General features: G+C 58.5%; 18 protein-coding genes. 7 read left to right on the forward strand and 11 right to left on the reverse strand.

Features of this window, described 5'->3' with window-relative positions; all coding sequences use genetic code 11:
- Positions 1-114 precede the first annotated feature (114 nt).
- The 7 genes from L6D82_RS16105 to tssA are packed head-to-tail and all read right to left on the reverse strand — an operon-like array spanning position 115 to position 6,051.
- Positions 115-501 carry a hypothetical protein gene (locus L6D82_RS16105; RefSeq protein ID WP_134021359.1) on the reverse strand — a complete coding sequence of 129 codons (387 nt, stop codon included), beginning with the start codon at positions 499-501 and terminating at the stop codon, positions 115-117.
- Positions 498-1,484: a DUF6402 family protein gene (locus L6D82_RS16110; RefSeq protein ID WP_085747933.1), complete on the reverse strand. Its 987-nt coding sequence runs from the start codon at positions 1,482-1,484 to the stop codon at positions 498-500. Before L6D82_RS16110 ends, L6D82_RS16105 begins: the two co-directional genes overlap by 4 nt.
- 11 nt (positions 1,485-1,495) lie before the next feature.
- Positions 1,496-2,020, reverse strand: a complete 525-nt coding sequence (locus L6D82_RS16115; protein ID WP_102718398.1) for a PAAR domain-containing protein — start codon at positions 2,018-2,020, stop codon at positions 1,496-1,498.
- A gap of 11 nt (positions 2,021-2,031) precedes the next feature.
- Positions 2,032-2,439 carry a type VI secretion system baseplate subunit TssE gene (tssE, locus tag L6D82_RS16120; protein WP_064379801.1) on the reverse strand — a complete coding sequence of 136 codons (408 nt, stop codon included), beginning with the start codon at positions 2,437-2,439 and terminating at the stop codon, positions 2,032-2,034.
- 9 nt (positions 2,440-2,448) lie between these two features.
- Positions 2,449-3,924, reverse strand: coding sequence for a type VI secretion system contractile sheath large subunit (gene tssC / locus L6D82_RS16125; protein ID WP_011336600.1), 1,476 nt, complete (start codon positions 3,922-3,924; stop codon positions 2,449-2,451).
- Positions 3,925-3,952: 28 nt separating this feature from the next.
- Positions 3,953-4,456 (reverse strand): type VI secretion system contractile sheath small subunit, encoded by a 504-nt coding sequence (gene tssB / locus L6D82_RS16130; RefSeq protein WP_003229587.1) that lies wholly within the window; start codon positions 4,454-4,456, stop codon positions 3,953-3,955.
- Between the two features lie 32 nt (positions 4,457-4,488).
- Positions 4,489-6,051, reverse strand: a complete 1,563-nt coding sequence (gene tssA, locus L6D82_RS16135) for a type VI secretion system protein TssA (protein WP_102688427.1) — start codon at positions 6,049-6,051, stop codon at positions 4,489-4,491.
- Positions 6,052-6,766: 715 nt separating this feature from the next.
- Here tssA and tssI point away from each other — a divergent pair.
- From tssI to L6D82_RS16160, 5 genes are all read left to right on the forward strand, one after another.
- Entirely contained in the window at positions 6,767-10,108 is a 3,342-nt protein-coding gene (gene tssI, locus L6D82_RS16140) for a type VI secretion system tip protein TssI/VgrG (RefSeq protein WP_236190445.1), read from the forward strand.
- Positions 10,109-10,118: 10 nt separating this feature from the next.
- On the forward strand, positions 10,119-10,790 hold the full coding sequence (locus L6D82_RS16145; RefSeq protein WP_236190448.1) for a DUF2931 family protein: 672 nt from the start codon (positions 10,119-10,121) through the stop codon (positions 10,788-10,790).
- Positions 10,791-10,872: 82 nt separating this feature from the next.
- Positions 10,873-11,505, forward strand: coding sequence for a CDP-alcohol phosphatidyltransferase family protein (locus L6D82_RS16150; protein WP_085747937.1), 633 nt, complete (start codon positions 10,873-10,875; stop codon positions 11,503-11,505).
- Complete coding sequence (locus L6D82_RS16155; protein ID WP_085747938.1) at positions 11,492-12,091, forward strand: lysophospholipid acyltransferase family protein; 600 nt, start codon at positions 11,492-11,494, stop codon at positions 12,089-12,091. Before L6D82_RS16150 ends, L6D82_RS16155 begins: the two co-directional genes overlap by 14 nt.
- Positions 12,088-13,032: a phosphatidate cytidylyltransferase gene (locus tag L6D82_RS16160; RefSeq protein ID WP_085747939.1), complete on the forward strand. Its 945-nt coding sequence runs from the start codon at positions 12,088-12,090 to the stop codon at positions 13,030-13,032. The genes L6D82_RS16155 and L6D82_RS16160 overlap by 4 nt, the downstream gene beginning before the upstream one ends.
- Before the next feature lie 99 nt (positions 13,033-13,131).
- Here the strand turns inward: L6D82_RS16160 and L6D82_RS16165 are convergent, their stop codons facing one another.
- The 3 genes from L6D82_RS16165 to L6D82_RS16175 all read right to left on the reverse strand — a co-directional run bounded on the left by L6D82_RS16165 (position 13,132) and on the right by L6D82_RS16175 (position 14,935).
- A complete protein-coding gene (locus L6D82_RS16165; RefSeq protein ID WP_003213368.1) occupies positions 13,132-13,407 on the reverse strand; it encodes an HU family DNA-binding protein in 276 nt (91 codons plus the stop codon).
- A gap of 190 nt (positions 13,408-13,597) precedes the next feature.
- Positions 13,598-14,746 (reverse strand): NAD(P)/FAD-dependent oxidoreductase, encoded by a 1,149-nt coding sequence (locus L6D82_RS16170; RefSeq protein ID WP_102688430.1) that lies wholly within the window; start codon positions 14,744-14,746, stop codon positions 13,598-13,600.
- A 21-nt stretch (positions 14,747-14,767) separates the two neighbouring features.
- On the reverse strand, positions 14,768-14,935 hold the full coding sequence (locus L6D82_RS16175; RefSeq protein ID WP_007954349.1) for a rubredoxin: 168 nt from the start codon (positions 14,933-14,935) through the stop codon (positions 14,768-14,770).
- A 199-nt stretch (positions 14,936-15,134) separates the two neighbouring features.
- Here L6D82_RS16175 and L6D82_RS16180 point away from each other — a divergent pair, with 199 nt between their 5' ends.
- On the forward strand, positions 15,135-15,686 hold the full coding sequence (locus L6D82_RS16180) for a chorismate--pyruvate lyase family protein (protein ID WP_085747941.1): 552 nt from the start codon (positions 15,135-15,137) through the stop codon (positions 15,684-15,686).
- Entirely contained in the window at positions 15,686-16,576 is an 891-nt protein-coding gene (gene ubiA, locus L6D82_RS16185) for a 4-hydroxybenzoate octaprenyltransferase (RefSeq protein WP_236190450.1), read from the forward strand. The genes L6D82_RS16180 and ubiA overlap by 1 nt, the downstream gene beginning before the upstream one ends.
- Positions 16,577-16,627: 51 nt before the next feature.
- On the opposite strand, the gene L6D82_RS16190 is transcribed toward ubiA, so the two are convergent.
- Complete coding sequence (locus tag L6D82_RS16190; protein ID WP_134021377.1) at positions 16,628-17,011, reverse strand: COG4315 family predicted lipoprotein; 384 nt, start codon at positions 17,009-17,011, stop codon at positions 16,628-16,630.
- Positions 17,012-17,152 lie beyond the last annotated feature (141 nt).

Genomic DNA, 17,152 nt, shown 5'->3' on the forward strand with positions numbered 1-17,152 from the left:
CAGCCAAACAGATCACTGTCAGCAACACTGGCCAGATACCCCTGCAAACTCATTGCGTGCATGAATAACGCTCTCCAACTTTCTCAGGTAGCGAGGCCGCCTTTAAATCAGGCATCAACGACACTCTGAAACTATCCAACTTTCCCAGCCTTCAGAGCCTGGATAAACAATCATCTCTCCGCGAAACTCGGGTGCAATGCCGGGACTCCCCTCATCCCGCCAGAGATACCATTCTGATGTTTTTAGTAGATCGTTATTTTTTGTATAAACGCGATAAAAATACGGGCTGCTAAAGTACTTAAACGCACGACCAGCCACTACACCCAAAAAATTGTAATTCGGTGAATACGTTGCGATATAGCAGCTTCCTGAGTCATTCCAGTCAATGAAAAGAGGCTCCGCGGCCTTTGAGCTAAGCACCTTCAAGCCCAAAAGAACCAAAACTGGCACAAGCACGCACAACGAAAAAAGTAAAAAGCTCTTTCTAAGGGATGCTTTCATGGCATTGCCTTAGCTGATCGTTGCGAAAACTCTGCAAAATCTGCAGAGGTAAAACGATGATGAATGGATACAGGAATTTTCTTGACCGTAGAGTACACAAACAAATCACCACCCTTGCCAAGCTTGCTGCGGTAATTATTGTAACTATCGTTGGTCACTTTGAAGTAAACCTTCCCCTCAGATTCATATGTTTCTGGCGAAGTTAAATATGCAAAAATGCTCGGCCTGACAACGCCGTCGTGATTCCAATACCCAAGCAGTTGGTCGCTGCCATCTTCATTCAGAAACTCATATGTATCACGTACATAACAACCAATTTCTTCAATCGTTAATGTAGCAGCCATTTTTTTCGTCTTGGGTGTAGTGCTGAATTTTGTGACTGCAAATTTAATAACAAATCCACCCAATGTGCCGTACACATCATCCAATGGGTTATTCTTCTTTTCCGAAGTGGTAATCCCGATAGATCGAAAATTATATTGCGTAGCAGACTCCAGCATTCTTGCACTCAGGGCACTGTAGTCATGAGCACCCCTAGCAAGGTCCTGGTTAGCCTCATCAAGAACTCCAAGCGTTCTCATGCAAGTCATAAATTGCAAAAGCCCCGGTGCTAATTGCGTCAGTCCCTTTTGACGGCCAATAAGCTCATTGTATTGACTGGGGCTTGCGGCCTTCGCAATAAGCTCTTTGATGGTTTCACCTGTGTGGGGCGAGGAGGAGGTAAGCCATTCAAAATCCAAATCATCAAACAGTTTTTCTTGGGTGATCTTGTCAACGGCAAGACGTCCCCGCTTCTCACTTGAGGACATCACGAAAGGCGCACCGTCGAACCAACGCTGCATGATTCGAGCGCTTTCCTTCCAGCCCATTTTTCTCATCACACCTGGAATATCTGTGATCTGGAAATGATCGACGGCCGCTTCCGCTGGCTTCTTGTCAGAGGAAGGGGTGAGTTGAGCTGTTACAGGAGTGGGTGCCGGCATGTGATAGTCCCTTAAGCAATCACGAGCGAAGTCTGTTCTTCGACGATAAGCGTGACACTTTCAGCGAGGTGGGAAGCAATAGGCCTCGTTCGACCTTGTGCATCAGTAACGCCCCTGACCTCTTTACCGGAGGCTGTACGCAAGGTGTACGGCCGGTCAGCAACCGGTGCGCCGGTTCTAGGATTACGAACCACAAAGTGCTGACTAAACGGCCACTGAATCTCCACCGGCAACGGCGGCACAAACGGCGCCGGCGAATGCGAATTGCCGATAATCACCGTCCCGGATCCAGCCGTGACTTTATTGCCATGAGATCCAACCGAACCGACCGTGGCGGCCGGTTTGCCGTTGATCAGAACCGTCGTCGCCAGATCGCCGACCATCGCACCACCACACGCGGAGGCATCGCCTTCGCGGGCGGCCGGGAGGCCGTCGAAGAACACGTCGCCGGAACCGGCGGCAATCGGGTTGGTGCCGTGGCCGGGGAGCGGGCAAGCGGTGGGGTCGGATACGCGTGCTGCAGGTTTGCCAGACATCGGGGTTCTCCTTAGTTGACCTTCACTTGACCGCTGCCATCCAGGCGCGCGGCGAAACTGACCTGACGCTTGAAACCCTCGACTTCCAGCAGGCCTTCGATGCTGAAGGCCAGGCGAAGCTGATCGTGGTCACGCGGCAGGGAAATGACACGCACGTTGCTCAGGCGCGGTTCGTAGGCTTCGATGAAGCTTTCGATGGCCAGGCGGGCCTGACTCAGGGAGTCGTGCAGGCTCAGGCGCATGTCATTGAGATCGGGCAACCCGTAGTCGGACAGCGTTTGCACGCTGCCGGCCCGGGTGCTGAGCATTTTGGCCAGATGGGCAGCCACCGACGCCATGGCCGAAGCCTCGAGGCTCTTGCCCTTGCGCTGTTCCGCGTCGCCGTTGAGGCGCTCGAAAAGGCTGCCGTATCCGTCCATGAGTCGCTCTTACTCTTTGTCCAGCTTGCCAACCAGCGACAGGGTGAAATCGGCACCCATGTACTTGAAGTGCGGACGCACGTTCAGGCTGACGCGGTACCAGCCCGGCTCGCCTTCAACGTCGCTGACGATCACTTGCGCAGCGCGCAGCGGACGACGGCCACGCACTTCGGCGCTCGGGTTTTCCTGGTCGGCCACGTACTGGCGGATCCACTTGTTCAGCTCCAGCTCGAGGTCGGTACGCTCTTTCCACGAACCGAGTTGCTCGCGCTGCAGCACTTTCAGGTAGTGAGCCAGGCGGTTGACGATCATCATGTACGGCAGTTGGGTGCCGAGCTTGTAGTTCAGCTCTGCAGCCTTGCCTTCTGCGCTGATGCCGAAGAACTTCGGCTTCTGCACCGAGCTTGCGGAGAAGAACGCCGCGTTGTCGGAGCCTTTGCGCATGGTCAGGGAGATGAAGCCTTCCTCGGCCAGTTCGTATTCACGACGGTCGGAAACCAGAACCTCGGTAGGAATCTTGGTTTCGATTTCGCCCATGCTTTCGAAGTGGTGCAGAGGCAGGTCTTCAACCGCGCCGCCGCTCTGTGGGCCGATGATGTTCGGGCACCAGCGGAACTTGGCGAAGCTGTCGGTCAGCTTGGTGCCGAACGCGTAAGCGGTGTTGCCCCACAGGTAGTGCTCGTGGCTGTTGGCAACGTTTTCCTTGTACACGAACGACTTGACCGGGTTTTCTTCCGGGTCGTACGGGTTACGCAGCAGGAAACGCGGAACGGTCAGGCCGACATAGCGGGAGTCTTCGGAGGTACGGAAGCTCTGCCATTTGGCGAATTGCGGGCCTTCGAAGTGATCTTTCAGATCCTTCAGGTCCGGCAGACCGGTGAAGCTTTCCAGACCGAAGAATTTCGGGCCGGCGGCGGCGATGAACGGTGCGTGGGACATGCAGGCTACGCTGGACACGTACTGCATCAGCTTCACGTCCGGCGAGCTTGGGGACATGTAGTAGTTGGCAATGATCGCGCCAACCGGCTGACCACCGAACTGGCCGTATTCAGCGGTGTAGATGTGCTTGTACAGGCCGGACTGCATGACTTCCGGCGAGTCTTCGAAATCGTCCAGCAGGTCTTCTTTGGAGACGTTGAGGATTTCGATCTTGATGTTTTCGCGGAAGTTGGTGCGGTCGACCAGCAGTTGCAGGCCACGCCACGACGATTCCAGGGCCTGGAAGTCCGGGTGGTGCAGGATTTCGTCCATCTGACGGCTGAGCTTGGCATCGATCTCGGCGATCATGCGGTCAACCATGGCTTTCTTGACCGGCTCACCGTTGTTCTGCGGCTTGAGCAGCTCTTCGATGAACGCCGACACACCGCGCTTGGCGATGTCGTAGGCTTCGTCGTCCGGCGTCAGGCGGGTTTCGGCGATGATGCTGTCGAGAATGCTGTACTCGCCGTTTTCTGCGGCGTTCTGTTGTGCTGCGCTAGTGCTCATTGTGTTGGCTTCCTTGGCTGCTGGAGTCTCAAGCGTCCGGAGCTGCGGCGTTCAGGCCCAGCTCACCGAGTACGCGACCGCGGGATTCATCGTCGGCGAGCACGCCTTCGATGGCTTTACGGAACGCAGGTGCGTTACCCAGCGGGCCTTTGAGGGCCACCAGCGCGTCGCGCAGTTCCATCAGTTTTTTCAGCTCAGGCACTTGCTCGACCAGGCTGGCCGGGTTGAAGTCCTTCATGGAGTTGACGCGCAGTTGCACAGCCAGCTCGTCGGCCTCGCCATCTTCCTGCAGACGGTTCGGCACGCTCAGCGTCAGACCCAGCTCTTGCTTGGCCAGCACTTCGTCGAAGGTCATCTTGTCGATGCTGATCGGCTTGCGATCCTCGATCTTGCGATCGTCCTTGCGGTGGGTGTAGTCACCGATTGCCAGCAGCTTCAGCGGCAGTTCAATCTCTTCCTGAGCACCGCCGGTGGCGGGTTTGAAGGTGACGTTGATGCGTTCCTTGGGGGCTACCGAGCCTTCTTTGGCCATGGCTTTTCTCCTTGCGGTTGTGGCCCTGGGGCCTATTCGAGTACCACTTCGAGGTCGAGGTGGCACAGCCTGCGATAAATCTCTTCCTTGCGTTCACGTACGGCATGGTTCTGCGGTAACAACTCGCAGCAACTGTGCAGCAGGTGCAGCACTTCCAATGCAAGATCGGGCTCCCAGGCGTGCAGGCCTGAGTCCTGTAATGTCTGATCGAGGGTTTCGAGCTGGTTCTTGGCGAGTTCGTATTTCTTGGCCAGGAAGCACAGCCGCGCGAGGGCGAACTGCCAGAAGAAGCGTTCGCGCCCGCCGTGCGCCGATTGCAGACCCTGCTTGAGGATCTGCACGGCAGGCTTGAGGCCTTCCTTGCGCAGGATCGGCTGGACTTCCTCCAAGGCCTTTTCCCAGGCTGGCTGGGTTTCGACGTTCTCGGTCTCGACCTTGCGCGGCGCGCTGGCGCTTTGCAGGTGCGGCATGACGTTGCCGGCGATCCACGCCCGGGTGGACGGATCGGCGAACGGCGCGCCGTCATGGAAACGCAGCTCGATGATGCCGGGCAGGCGCTGAATCAAAAGCGCGAAGTGGATTTCCACTTCGCGCATGGCCAGCTCGGCGTTGAGGTTCTGGAGACATTCCCAGACCATCCTCTGGCCATCGAACCAGAACGGCGCCTTCGCCAGGCTCGCCTCCAGTTCCACCAGCAGGTCGGCATATTTGCCCTGATCGAAGCGGTCCTGATACTGCTTGAGCTTGTCGACCGGCAACCCGCGCAGCACGGTAATCTGCTCGGCGTTGCGCTCGGGCACCGCATCGATCGTCATCCACAGCAAGGTGCGGTTGAGGCGCAGCGCGCGCAGGTCGGTGGCTTTCTGCTTGAGCCACCAGGCGCACAGCGGGCGGGCGCTTTCCTGCTGGGCGCGCAGGGCTTTGTGGGCTTCTTTTTCGTTGTCAATCGGCGCACCGGGAGCCAGTAACTGGCTGGCGGCCTGCTTGACCTGCGCCACCGCCGCACCCACCACGCCGGGTGCCGGCTGATTGTCAGCGGCACGCTGGATCATGGTTTTCAGGCGGCGAGAAAGCGGCAGCAGCAGCGGCGCATCATCGCCCAGGTGCTCGGTGCAGGCGGCGTCGAGACCGGACAGATGCTCGGACAACTGCCGGAACATCGGCAGCTGTTCCTTGATCGCGATGTTCTCGGTGATCACCTGCTCAAGACGCGGCACCAGCCAGCCGATGGCGGCGGCCCGGGTGCGGGGTTTGAGCGGGTGAATCTCGGCCCAGTGGTTTTCCGACAAATGGTGCAGAAAACCGAGGCCGGCCAGCAGGCCGGGGAAGGATTCACGCTGGTACAGCGACCAGGTCAGCCAGGCGCCGACACGCAAATCCTTGGATTGGGTACGCAGGAGGTTTTCGCTGTTTTCGCGAATTTTCAGCCAGTCGATCTGCCCGCTTTCGTGCATCGACGAGGCTTTGGCCAGCTCGCTTTCCAGGGCCTCGAATTCGCTCGAGAAACGAACGTCTTCGCCCGCAAAATTCTCTTTGGAAACAGAGACTTTAGCGAGTTCGAGGTAATGGGCGGAAAGTTTGCTTGAGTAGGACATCCATGGCCTTTATTAGGATTACGGTCGTGCGCCTATTGGAGTTGCAGCGGCGCGGGACAGTATCGAAGAGCAGTCGGAAGACTCATCCAATTGAGTGTTTGCTCTTTCAAGTGCGCGCATCGTAATCACTATGATGGCCACTAGCAAGCATCCGATTAAACAACAAGACGAACTGTTCATTGGGCGCTGTAGGAGATCGCCCTATATGTGACAGGGGATTCCCTGATGTCCCTTTATATTTCACTTTTAAGCCTATCCCTTCCGAAAGCATTGGGCCAGAGCGGCCGGCGCGCGGCATCGAGAACATCTGCACGCTCGTTCCACAAGTAAGCGGCGAAAGCATGACAAACCCCGAAAAAATTTGAAGTAGGACGCTTCCGAAAATACACCGCCATTTATTAACAAATGACTGGCGACAACAGACAACATTAAAAGTGCCATCAATTTGATGGCATTTATATGTTTAATAGTCCTGGATCCTTGCCTGCATAAGACTATTACGCAGGATTCCAATCATTCGCCGTCAGTTTCTCACAGCCATTTCCCACAATTTCCACGTTGTTTTACAACCCGGAAAGCTCCGACTTAAACAAGCGATCCTTCTTACATAAATCTGTTTAACGCCTTGTTAGCGTGCCGGCCAATGTTCGCGTGCGCTGACCAGGGAGGGTTTCGACATCACGCCGTCTTCCCCTCTCTGCTTAAGGACAAGCGTATGTCTGGAGCTGTCAGTTCTGCGCGCTTTACGCTGCAGATTCCCGCTGTTCGCAACGACTTCAAGGTGCTGGCCTTCGAAGGCACCGAGACCATCAGCACCCTTTATGCCATCCACGTCGAACTGGTCAGTGAAGACCCCGACTTCGATATGGAAGGCCTGCTCGGTCAGCCTGCCTTCCTGCAGTTCGGCCTGAACGGTGAAGGCATTCATGGACGCATCGACGATGTGTTGGCGGGTGAGTCGGGAAAACGCCTGACCCACTATCGCCTGATACTGGTGCCGAGCCTCCACTATTTGCAGTTCAGTCACGATCAACGGATTTACCAGGGGCAGACTGTCCCGCAGATCATCACGCAAACACTCAAGCGACACGGCATCCTCGCCGATGCGTTCACCTTCCATGTCCAGCCCCTAGCAGCACGGGATTACTGCACCCAATACGACGAAAGCGATTTCGAGTTCATTCAGCGCTTGTGTGCCGAGGACGGAATCGCCTGGCATCACCAGCACTCCGCGCAAGGCCATTTGCTGGTGTTCACCGATGACTCGGTGTTCCTCCCGACATTGCGCGCCACACCCTATCGCCGGGATAGCGGGATGGTCCCGGAATATCCAGTAGTCAGCAGGTTTTCCTTGCGCGCCGCCACCCGGACAAGCCGGGTCACGCGACGCGACTATGACCTGAGGCGACCGACGCTTTTAATCGAAAGCCGCTTCAGCGCCGAATTCACCCCGACGCTTGAGGACTACCAATACCCGTTGCCGCTGGCCAACGAAAAGCGTGGCAAGCAACTGGCCCGTCAGGCCCTGGAGCGCCATCGCGCAGACTATGAAATGGCAGAGGGTCAAAGCAACCAACCTACCTTGCGCTGCGGCCATCTGCTTGAACTGACCGAACACCCTCGCCAGAAATGCAACGATCTGTGGCTGCTGCTCGGGATCAGCCACACCGGGCGGCAGCCGCAAGTGCTCGAAGAGTCGGTTAGCAGCGAAACTCAATCGGCGGACGGTTTTACCCAAGGCTATCGCAACACCTTCCACGCCATTCCGGCCGAGGTAGTTTTCCGTCCGCCGCTTCCCGCACGCAGGCTACCACTGGTCAGCCAGACCGCCCGGGTGACCGGCCCCAAAGGCGAAGAGATCTACTGCGATGAGTTCGGTCGCGTAAAAGTCGAATTCCACTGGGACCGGACCGAATTAAACAGTGAGCGCAGCAGTTGCTGGGTGCGGGTCTCGTCGAGCTGGGCCGGGAACGGTTTCGGTGTCGTCACCCTCCCCCGCATCGGGACGGAAGTGGTGGTGACCTTCGTGGAAGGTGATCCCGACAAGCCGCTGATTACCGGCTGCGTGATCAACAAGGTCACGCCCGCGCCTTACAAACTGCCCGAGCACAAGACCCGAACCGTGCTGCGCAGTCGCAGCTCGCCTGACACCGGCGGCTACAGCGAATTTACGATTGAAGACCGCGCCGGACTGGAACTGGTCTACCTGCGTGCCCAGCGCGACATGGAGCGGCAGGTTCTCCATGACAGCCGGCTGGCGGTCGGGCGCGATCGTTGGGAAAGCATCCAGGGCAGCAGCCAGACGACGGCCGGGAAAATCATTACCGTCGAGGCGGGCCAGCAGGTGCAGATCAAGGCCGGCGCCAGCGTGGTGCTGGATGCCGGCGCCAGCATCACGCTGAAGGCGGGCGGTCACCACATCGTGATCGACAGCGGCGGGATCTTCAGCAGTACCGAGATGGTGGCGGGAGGAAAGACGTCCGCCAGCGGAGCCGCTGATCATCCAGAAGCCGCAATGGCGGGTACCTTGGCCGCAGGACCAGCAACTGCTTCCACTCAAGCAGCGGAGGAAGGAGAACTCGAAGAAGAGGAGGAAGAGGTCGAACTGGAAGACGAGTTACCTGCTGGCATCACCTTGCGGATCGGCGTGTTTTTCGATGGGACGGGGAACAATCTGTTCAACAGCGAACAGGTGAAGGGCTGCTATGCGCGGGATGTGAATCTTGAGGAGGAAGCCGAGGACATTCGACAGTTCTGCCAGATGCATGGGTATGACGGACAGGGCAATGTGCCGGATAACAGTTATGGGAATGATGCGAGCAATGTGGCGAGGCTGTATGAGTTATATCGCGATGACCAAGGGCGGCAACTGGCGAAAGAGGAAACCATCGCGTACATACCGGTCTATCTTGAGGGCATAGGTACGAGTGCCGATAAGGACGACTCGGTTTTTTCGCAAATGACTGGCACGGGTGCACAAGGTGTACTGGCGAGAGTCAAGCAAAGCCCGACCAGCATCATTCCTGGGATTCGCCTTTTTGAGTCGGCGAACCCGACCCTGAAGGTGGAATCCGTTCAGTTCGACATCTTCGGCTTCAGCCGCGGCGCCGCTGCTGCGAGACACTTCGCCAATGAAGTGATGAAAGGCGAGCAAAGCCCGCTGGCGCAATTACTTCCCGCGGACTCGTCACTGTTCCTTGAGAGCTTCTCCTGGCGGGCCAACATCGATGTCAGCATTAACTTCATCGGCATCTTCGACACCGCTGCCGCCATAGGCAGCATGGCTGACGGCGATTTCAGCGTCCATGACGCCAACAACCCCGGCGTCAATCTGTATCTGGCGCCGGACATTGCAAAGAAAGTTGTGCACCTGGTTGCCCGGGACGAACGCCGCCACAACTTTTCGCTCAACAGCGCCGGAAACGCCGACATTGTGTTGCCGGGCGTCCACTCCGACTTGGGCGGCGGGTACTTACCGAATCTTGTCGAACGGGTACTGCTGAGCAAGCCGCGCTGCAGTCGCGACGTGGACTTTAATACCCCTTCGTCGTCGACCAACGCTTATCGGTTGGCCGAGCAAGAACTCGGCAGGCTTCAGGACCAACTGCATTTCTATGGGCTGACGCTTCAAGTCAAAACCTGGGCGGTGGAAACGGCCAGCAACGTCAAGGGCGATCGGCGCAAATCAAAAAATGTCTACGCAGCGGTCTACAGCGAACGAGTTGTGCGCAATGACCTGTCCCTGATTTACCTGCGAATCATGCGGGAGCTGGCGAACCGGCACGGGGTAGAGTTCGAAACGATTAACCAAGAATCTCAGAGTTACGCGCTACCGGGAGAGCTCAAGGGTATCGCCCGAAAATTGATGATGTTTGCGCTGGGTGAATCCCGCAGTCTCGATTTGAGCCTGAACGAGCATGCGCTACTCGCTCAACGCTACATTCATCTGTCATCCAACTGGAATGCTGCGAAGGGACTCAACGAAACCGGGCTGAGCATCCTGTTTATCAACCGCCCCGCCGATCAGTCTGTTCGTGTGGTGCACCCTAATGCGTGAGAACTCGTACATGCTCAAGATTGGCTTTGCATTGATATTCATTGTGTTGCTGGGCGGCTGCACTTCCGGTGGTACAAGATTGCTGCCTTATGACGGCTGGATGCTCAGGTTTTTCACACCCGACTACATGGAGGCCTGGATCGAAAATGCCGACGTCGTGGACGTCAACAAACGCGTATTTCTGGACACAGCCGGTGGAGTTCCAGCATTTGCCTATCCGCGACCGTACAGTAAAGGCGTACCCGCCACTTTCCGTGGGCAGGCACCAGGATGGCCGGAACATCCGGTAGGCAAAGGTCGACGTGTCACGGGGGCCGCGCTGCCCTATCTGGTCTTCGTCCGCTGGTATTCCATGGCCGAACCACAGACTTACAAAGCCTTCATAAAAATTCCGGACTCAGTTCGCCAGATCATGCTCAAGGGCGAGAGGGTTTTCTGTCGGGCAGACGGCAAGTGGATCACGGATTACCGAAATATGATGGTCATCGGCCTCGCGCCAGGCGGCATCGCCAAGGTCTGGCTGGGCGGCCAGTGTCTTTTGTCGACCGAAGTCATGCGGGTCCAGGGCAAGATCGATCCCAAAGGTCCCTACGGTGGCAAGACCAACGGAAGACACAGGCAGCTCTATGAAGAATCCAAGGCCTACATCGAAAAATACGGCATCCCCTACGACTCCTGGTGACCACTCGATTGTCGGGCACCGTCTACCGCCAGCGACCACAATACAACTCACTGCAATTCCTCACTGATACGGACATTGGCAAATGGATGAAAACAGACGGCCCATCAAGACCCGCTCGGCGGGCTGGGCGAGACGCTTCACGGATGAACTGGTCAAGCGGGACATTTCCCCCAACCAGATCTCCGTCATCAGCATGCTCTTCGCGCTGTTCGGCGCGGTGACGCTGTACATCGATAACGGCGTGGCCGGTTCGATCCTGTGTATCGTCGGCATTCAACTGCGGCTGCTGTGCAATCTGTTCGACGGGATGGTGGCGATCAAAGGCGGCAAGCAGTCGGCCATTGGCAGCCTGTACAACGAGTTTCCGGATCGGGTGGCGGACAGCCTGCTGATCGTCGGCTTGGGTTTTGCCATCGGCCAGTCCGATCTTGGCTGGTTCGCAGCATTGGCCGCTGCGCTGACAGCGTATGTTCGTGTGTTCGGCGGCGCTCTAGGGCTCACGCAGAGCTTCATGGGGCCGATGGCAAAGCAGCACCGGATGGCGGTGATGACCGTGGCGCTGCTGTTGAACGTGTTCGAAACCCTTTACTACGCGACCCACTACGCTTTGCTGATCGCGCTGGTGATCATCGCCCTTGGCTCCGTCGCGACCTGCGTGACGCGCACCCTGGCCATCGCCAGACAACTGAAGGGGAAGGCCCATGTGGATCAGTAATGCGCTGATTTCGGTGCTGCGCTTCTTGATCGGCGTGACCGCCCGCTGGGAAAGCCCGCCGGACCTCACGCGCCAGCGCATCTACTACGCCAACCACACCAGCCACATGGACACCCTGGCGATCATCGCCGCACTGCCGCCGGAAGCCCGGTTGAACGTGAAACCGGTGGCGGCCGCCGACTACTGGGGCAAGAACCGCTTTCTGTCATACATCTCGCAGAAAGGCCTGAATGCGGTGTTGATCGAGCGCAATCCTGCGCCGGGTACCAACGTGCTCGAGCCGATCTTCGATGTGGTGCGGGCCGGTCATTCGATCATCATTTTTCCTGAAGGGACGCGCTCCACTCAGCCGCTGCCGGGGGAGTTCAAGTCCGGGATCTTCCGCCTTGCCGAAACCTTTCCGGACGTCGATCTGGTGCCGATCTACCTGGAAAACCTGCATCGCTCGATGCCCAAGGGCAAACATGTGCCGCTGCCGATCATCTGTACGATCCGCATCGGCGACCCGCTGCAACGAATCGCCGGCGAGGAGAAACAGGCGTTTCTGGAACGGGCGCGTGACGCCATCGTGAGGTTGTCGAAATGAGTCTGGAAACCAAGTTCCTGTGGTTCTTCGCGGCAATCGCCGGGTTGCTGGCGGTGGCTTCGCTGATTGGCGGCGTACTGGCACGGCGGGCGAAGAGCGAAAGCTCGATCGCGACCATCGAAAACCTCATCCAGCGCGTGAATGCCTGGTGGGGGATGGTCATTATTTTCTTTGTGTCCTGGCTGCTCGGCCCCAACGCGACGGTGGTGCTGTTCGGCTTCATTTCGCTGTTTGCGCTGCGCGAGTTCATAACACTCACGCCGACCGCACGCGGTGACCATAACGCGCTGTTTTCGGCGTTTTTCATCCTGATCCCGCTGCAATATCTGCTGATCGGCACCCATTGGTATTCGATGTTCACCCTGCTGGTGCCGGTGTATGCATTCCTGCTGCTGCCGGCGATTGCCGTGTTGAGCCAGGACACCGAAGGCTTTCTGGAGCGCACGGCGAAGATTCAGTGGGGCGTGATGATCTGCATCTACTGCATCAGCCATGCGCCGGCGCTGCTGTTGCTGGACCTGAAGGGTTTCCAGGGTCAGAACGCCCTGCTGCTGTTCTACCTGGTATTCGTGGTGCAGATGAGCGATGTGCTGCAGTACGTGTTCGGCAAGCTGTTCGGCAAACGCAAGGTCGCACCGCTGGTGAGCCCGTCGAAAACCGTCGAAGGGCTGGTCGGTGGCGGCCTGTCGGCCACGCTCATCGGTGGCTGCATGTTCTGGATGACACCGTTCAGCTTCTGGCAGTCGCTGCTGATGTCGCTGGTCATCGTGGTGATGGGTTTCCTTGGCGGGCTGGTCATGTCGGCGATCAAACGCAGCCTGAGCGCGAAGGACTGGGGCACGATGATCAAGGGCCACGGCGGGATGCTCGACCGCATGGACTCGATCTGTTTCGCCGCGCCGATCTTCTTTCACCTGACCCGGTACTTCTTCTCGGCCTGATCCGGCCCCAATCATCGAGCACAAAAAATGGGCATCCGACCGCAATCGGTATGCCCATTTTTCATGCAGCGCGCCCGGCTGACCGGGCGTTTACCGCGATTATGGATTGACGCTGTCTTTCAACGATTTGCCTGGCTTGAACGCAACGGTGTTGCTGGCCTTGATCTTCACCGGTTCACCGGTTTGCGGGTTTTTGCCGGTGCGGGCACCGCGGTGGCGTTGCAGGAAGGTGCCGAAGCCCACCAGCGTGACGCTGTCCTTGCGGTGCAGGGCGCCGGTGATTTCTTCGAGAACGGCGTTGAGAACGCGGTTGGCCTGCTCTTTGGTCAGATCCGCTTTTTCAGCGATTGCAGCGGCGAGTTCTGGTTTACGCATTAGTGAAGCCCCTTTGACGGTTTTTTGTTGTTATGTCCGTGCTGTTCTCGTTGGAACAGCGCCCAAGGCGCCGCAGGCTCTACTCTGCGGCAGACGGGAGTGAGGATGGCACGCGGTTAAGGGCGGCGCCAGTCTCCCCGCGACGTTTGTGGGGGCAAAAGCGGGGTGATTCCGACAGAACGACCGGTATTTACGCCAGCAAGGCCGGAAGCTGTTTGTTCAGTGCGAGTTTTTCCATCACCGCCGCGCCGGTCAGGGCGTAACCGAGCAATTGCCCTTCTGCATCGTGGCACAGCACCTTGACGTCGGCGCCCTGCCCTTCGACCGTCCAGATGCCCTCGCGGCCCCGGGGCGGCGGGGAAACCACCAGTGGGCAGACCGGGGTTTTCACGGTGATCGGCATCGGTCCGTAGTTCACCACGGTCGGGTTGCCGGCCAGGGTTTGTGCCAGCGCTCGCGCACAACTCATGAGGGGCATGACGTACAGAAGATTCAGCCCGTCGACCTCGGCGCAGTCGCCCAGGGCGTAAATGTTGGCGTGCGAGGTTTGCAGGTGACGGTCGACAACCACGCCGCGATTGGTCTGGATGCCGGCTGCCGCTGCCAGATCGATCCGCGGGCGCAGGCCGATGGCCGAGACCACCACATCGCACGGGACAACCTGGCCATCGGACAGGTGCGCTTCCAGCCCATCAGCGACTTTTTGCAGACGGGTCAGCACCGGGCCGAGGTGGAAACGTGCACCGAGGCTTTCCAGCCCGGCCTGCACCGCAGTCGCCGCCGCGGGATGCAGCAGGGTCGGCATCACCTGTTCGCACGGTGCAACCAGTTGCACCTCGTAGCCACCGAGAATCAGGTCATTGGCGAACTCGCAGCCGATCAGCCCGGCGCCGAGCAGCAACACCCGACGCTTGCCGGCCGCTGCTGCGCGAAAGCGTGCGTAGTCTTCGAGATCGTTGATCGGGAACACCAGGTCCCCGCCATCGCCTTCGATCGGCACGCGTACGGTTTCGGCGCCCCAGGCGAGGATCAGGTCACGATAGCTCACTGCTTCCTCGCCGATCCACAAACGCTTGTGGCCGGGATCGATGCCGCTGATGCGGGTGTGGGTGCGGATTTCGGCCTTCAACTGCTCGGCCATGGCACCCGGTTCGGCCATGCTCAGGCCGTCGGCGTCCTTGTTCTTGCCGAAGCCGGTGGACAGCATCGGCTTGGAGTAGGAGCGACCGTCATCGGCGGTAATCAGCAGCAACGGGGTTTCGCCATCGAGTTTGCGAAACTCGCGGGCCAGGTTGTAACCCGCAAGCCCGGTGCCAACGATTACGACAGGTGCGCTCATGCCCTACTCCTCAGTGTTTTCTCAGTTGATTTCGATCATTTCGAAGTCCATCTTGCCGACGCCGCAGTCCGGGCACAGCCAGTCTTCCGGCACGTCCTGCCACAGGGTGCCCGGCGCAATGCCGTCATCCGGCCAGCCGTCGGCTTCGTTGTAGATCAGGCCGCAGACCACACATTGCCACTTTTTCATTCAGGTACTTCCTCAGGGTTCAGGCTTTAGCCGGCGCGGACGGTCGATGGTGCAGCGCTGCCGTCCGGCTCAGGGCGTTTTGTACTGATCGTGCCGGGCAGATGCAAGCCTGTTCGGCGCAGCGGCGACCCGGATCAATCAAACTCGCGGTGCAGCATGGTAAGCTCGCCGCCTCATTTGCTGCCAATAATGACTCATTGTGCAACACACAAACGCTCCGCTGTGGCGCCCGCAAAGCGAACTGACACCCCTCCCCGACACATCCACGCTCGACTGGCTGTTCGACGAAGGCTCCCTGACCCGCCGGCTGACGCGCCTGTCCGATGACGGCTTCAGCGTGACGCCGCTGTTCGAAGGCTGGCAGACCCTGCGCGACGACGAATGCGCCGCGCTGGATCTGGCCGAAGGCAGCGAGGGCTGGGTGCGCGAGGTGTATCTGCGCGGGCATGGCCAGGCCTGGGTGTTCGCCCGCAGCGTGGCGTCGCGCAGTGCCTTGCAGGGCGACGGCTTGCACATGGATGAACTGGGCAGCCGCTCGCTGGGCGAACTGCTGTTCTGCGATCACGCCTTCCAGCGCCGCGCCATCGAAGTCTGCCATTACCCGGAACACTGGTTGCCCGAAGGTTCCCGGGCTGCCGGCCTGTGGGGACGGCGTTCGCGTTTCGACCGTGGCGCATTGAGCGTACTGGTGGCGGAGATTTTCCTGCCTACGATGTGGGAAGCCGTCCGCGCCCGTCCGGAGAACTGCTGATGTACCAAAGCCTGCTCAAATCCCTGAATCGCTTGAACCCGCGCGCCTGGGACTTCATCCAGCTGACCCGGATGGACAAGCCGATCGGCATTTACCTGCTGCTGTGGCCAACGCTCTGGGCCCTGTGGATTGCCGGTAAAGGCTCGCCATCGCTGGCCAATATCGTGATTTTCGTCCTCGGCGTGGTGCTGACCCGTGCCGGCGGCTGCGTGATCAACGACTGGGCCGACCGCAAGGTCGACGGCCACGTCAAACGCACTGCGCAGCGACCTATTGCTGCCGGCAAGATCAGCTCGAAAGAGGCGCTGGTGTTTTTCGCGCTGCTGATGGGCATGAGTTTCCTGCTGGTGCTGTGCACCAACGCGGCGACGATCTGGCTGTCGCTCGGCGGTCTGGCGCTGGCGTTCACCTATCCGTTCATGAAGCGCTACACCTACTATCCGCAAGTGGTATTAGGCGCGGCGTTCTCTTGGGGGATGCCGATGGCGTTCACCGCCGAAACCGGTGAGTTGCCGGCAACGGCCTGGCTGCTGTGGATCGCCAACCTGTTGTGGACTGTGGGTTACGACACTTATTACGCGATGACCGACCGCGACGATGACCTGAAGATCGGCGTGAAATCCACGGCGATCCTGTTCGGCGATGCCGACCGGGTGATCATCCTGACCTTGCAGGTACTGTCGCTGTGCTGTCTGCTGCTGGCGGGGTCGAAATTCGAGCTGGGGATCTGGTTCCACCTCGGCCTGCTGGTGGCGGCCGGGTGCTATGCCTGGGAATTCTGGTACACCCGCGACCGGGACCGGATGCGCTGCTTCAAGGCGTTTTTGCACAACCACTGGGCCGGGCTGGCGATTTTTGTCGGGATCGTGCTGGATTACGCGTTGCGTTGATCCACAGAACCTGTGGGAGCGAGTTTGCTCGCTCCCACAGGGCATTTGCGTTTATTTGTGCTCGTGAACCACGTGCCACACGTCCTTCATGCCATCGCCCTTCATTTCTCCCGGCTTCTCATCCTTCATGAACGTGTACAGCGGTTTGCCGTCGTAGGCGTACTGCATCATGCCGTCATCACGTTTGATGACCGTCCATTTACCTTCAGCCTTGGCATCCGCCGGCGCCATCAACGGCGGCCAGTTCTTGGCGCAATCGCCGTTGCACATCGACTTGCCGCCACTGTCCTTGTCGAACGTGTAAAGCGTCATGCCCTTGTGGTCGACCATCATTCCGTCTTTCATCATGGCCGGCTCGGCCGCCATCGCCAGTCCAGGCAGAGTCAGGGCGGCAGCCATCAGCAAAGCCTTAAAGGAAGCAGTCATTTGAGTCATGGAAACCTTCTCTTGTGGTTGTCAGGATTCGGACTTAGAGCTTAGTTCAGGATTTGCACAATCGCCGCCGGACTAAAATACTGTCACACGACTGCAATAATTCCGTTATCTAATGCGGCGCAAGACAGTTAAATGACAAGA

Origin of the sequence: Pseudomonas paraglycinae, assembly GCF_021601625.1 — a bacterium.
Classification (GTDB): domain Bacteria; phylum Pseudomonadota; class Gammaproteobacteria; order Pseudomonadales; family Pseudomonadaceae; genus Aquipseudomonas; species Aquipseudomonas paraglycinae.

Excerpts from the sequence above, each read along its gene's own strand:
- L6D82_RS16105 (WP_134021359.1), bottom strand. The coding sequence starts at position 501 with ATGAAAGCATCCCTTAGAAAGAGCTTTTTACTTTTTTCGTTGTGCGTG.
- L6D82_RS16110 (WP_085747933.1), bottom strand. The coding sequence starts at position 1,484 with ATGCCGGCACCCACTCCTGTAACAGCTCAACTCACCCCTTCCTCTGAC.
- L6D82_RS16115 (WP_102718398.1), bottom strand. The coding sequence starts at position 2,020 with ATGTCTGGCAAACCTGCAGCACGCGTATCCGACCCCACCGCTTGCCCG.
- tssE (WP_064379801.1), bottom strand. The coding sequence starts at position 2,439 with ATGGACGGATACGGCAGCCTTTTCGAGCGCCTCAACGGCGACGCGGAA.
- tssC (WP_011336600.1), bottom strand. The coding sequence starts at position 3,924 with ATGAGCACTAGCGCAGCACAACAGAACGCCGCAGAAAACGGCGAGTAC.
- tssB (WP_003229587.1), bottom strand. The coding sequence starts at position 4,456 with ATGGCCAAAGAAGGCTCGGTAGCCCCCAAGGAACGCATCAACGTCACC.
- tssA (WP_102688427.1), bottom strand. The coding sequence starts at position 6,051 with ATGTCCTACTCAAGCAAACTTTCCGCCCATTACCTCGAACTCGCTAAA.
- tssI (WP_236190445.1), top strand. The coding sequence starts at position 6,767 with ATGTCTGGAGCTGTCAGTTCTGCGCGCTTTACGCTGCAGATTCCCGCT.
- L6D82_RS16145 (WP_236190448.1), top strand. The coding sequence starts at position 10,119 with ATGCTCAAGATTGGCTTTGCATTGATATTCATTGTGTTGCTGGGCGGC.
- L6D82_RS16150 (WP_085747937.1), top strand. The coding sequence starts at position 10,873 with ATGGATGAAAACAGACGGCCCATCAAGACCCGCTCGGCGGGCTGGGCG.
- L6D82_RS16155 (WP_085747938.1), top strand. The coding sequence starts at position 11,492 with ATGTGGATCAGTAATGCGCTGATTTCGGTGCTGCGCTTCTTGATCGGC.
- L6D82_RS16160 (WP_085747939.1), top strand. The coding sequence starts at position 12,088 with ATGAGTCTGGAAACCAAGTTCCTGTGGTTCTTCGCGGCAATCGCCGGG.
- L6D82_RS16165 (WP_003213368.1), bottom strand. The coding sequence starts at position 13,407 with ATGCGTAAACCAGAACTCGCCGCTGCAATCGCTGAAAAAGCGGATCTG.
- L6D82_RS16170 (WP_102688430.1), bottom strand. The coding sequence starts at position 14,746 with ATGAGCGCACCTGTCGTAATCGTTGGCACCGGGCTTGCGGGTTACAAC.
- L6D82_RS16175 (WP_007954349.1), bottom strand. The coding sequence starts at position 14,935 with ATGAAAAAGTGGCAATGTGTGGTCTGCGGCCTGATCTACAACGAAGCC.
- ubiA (WP_236190450.1), top strand. The coding sequence starts at position 15,686 with ATGTACCAAAGCCTGCTCAAATCCCTGAATCGCTTGAACCCGCGCGCC.
- L6D82_RS16190 (WP_134021377.1), bottom strand. The coding sequence starts at position 17,011 with ATGACTCAAATGACTGCTTCCTTTAAGGCTTTGCTGATGGCTGCCGCC.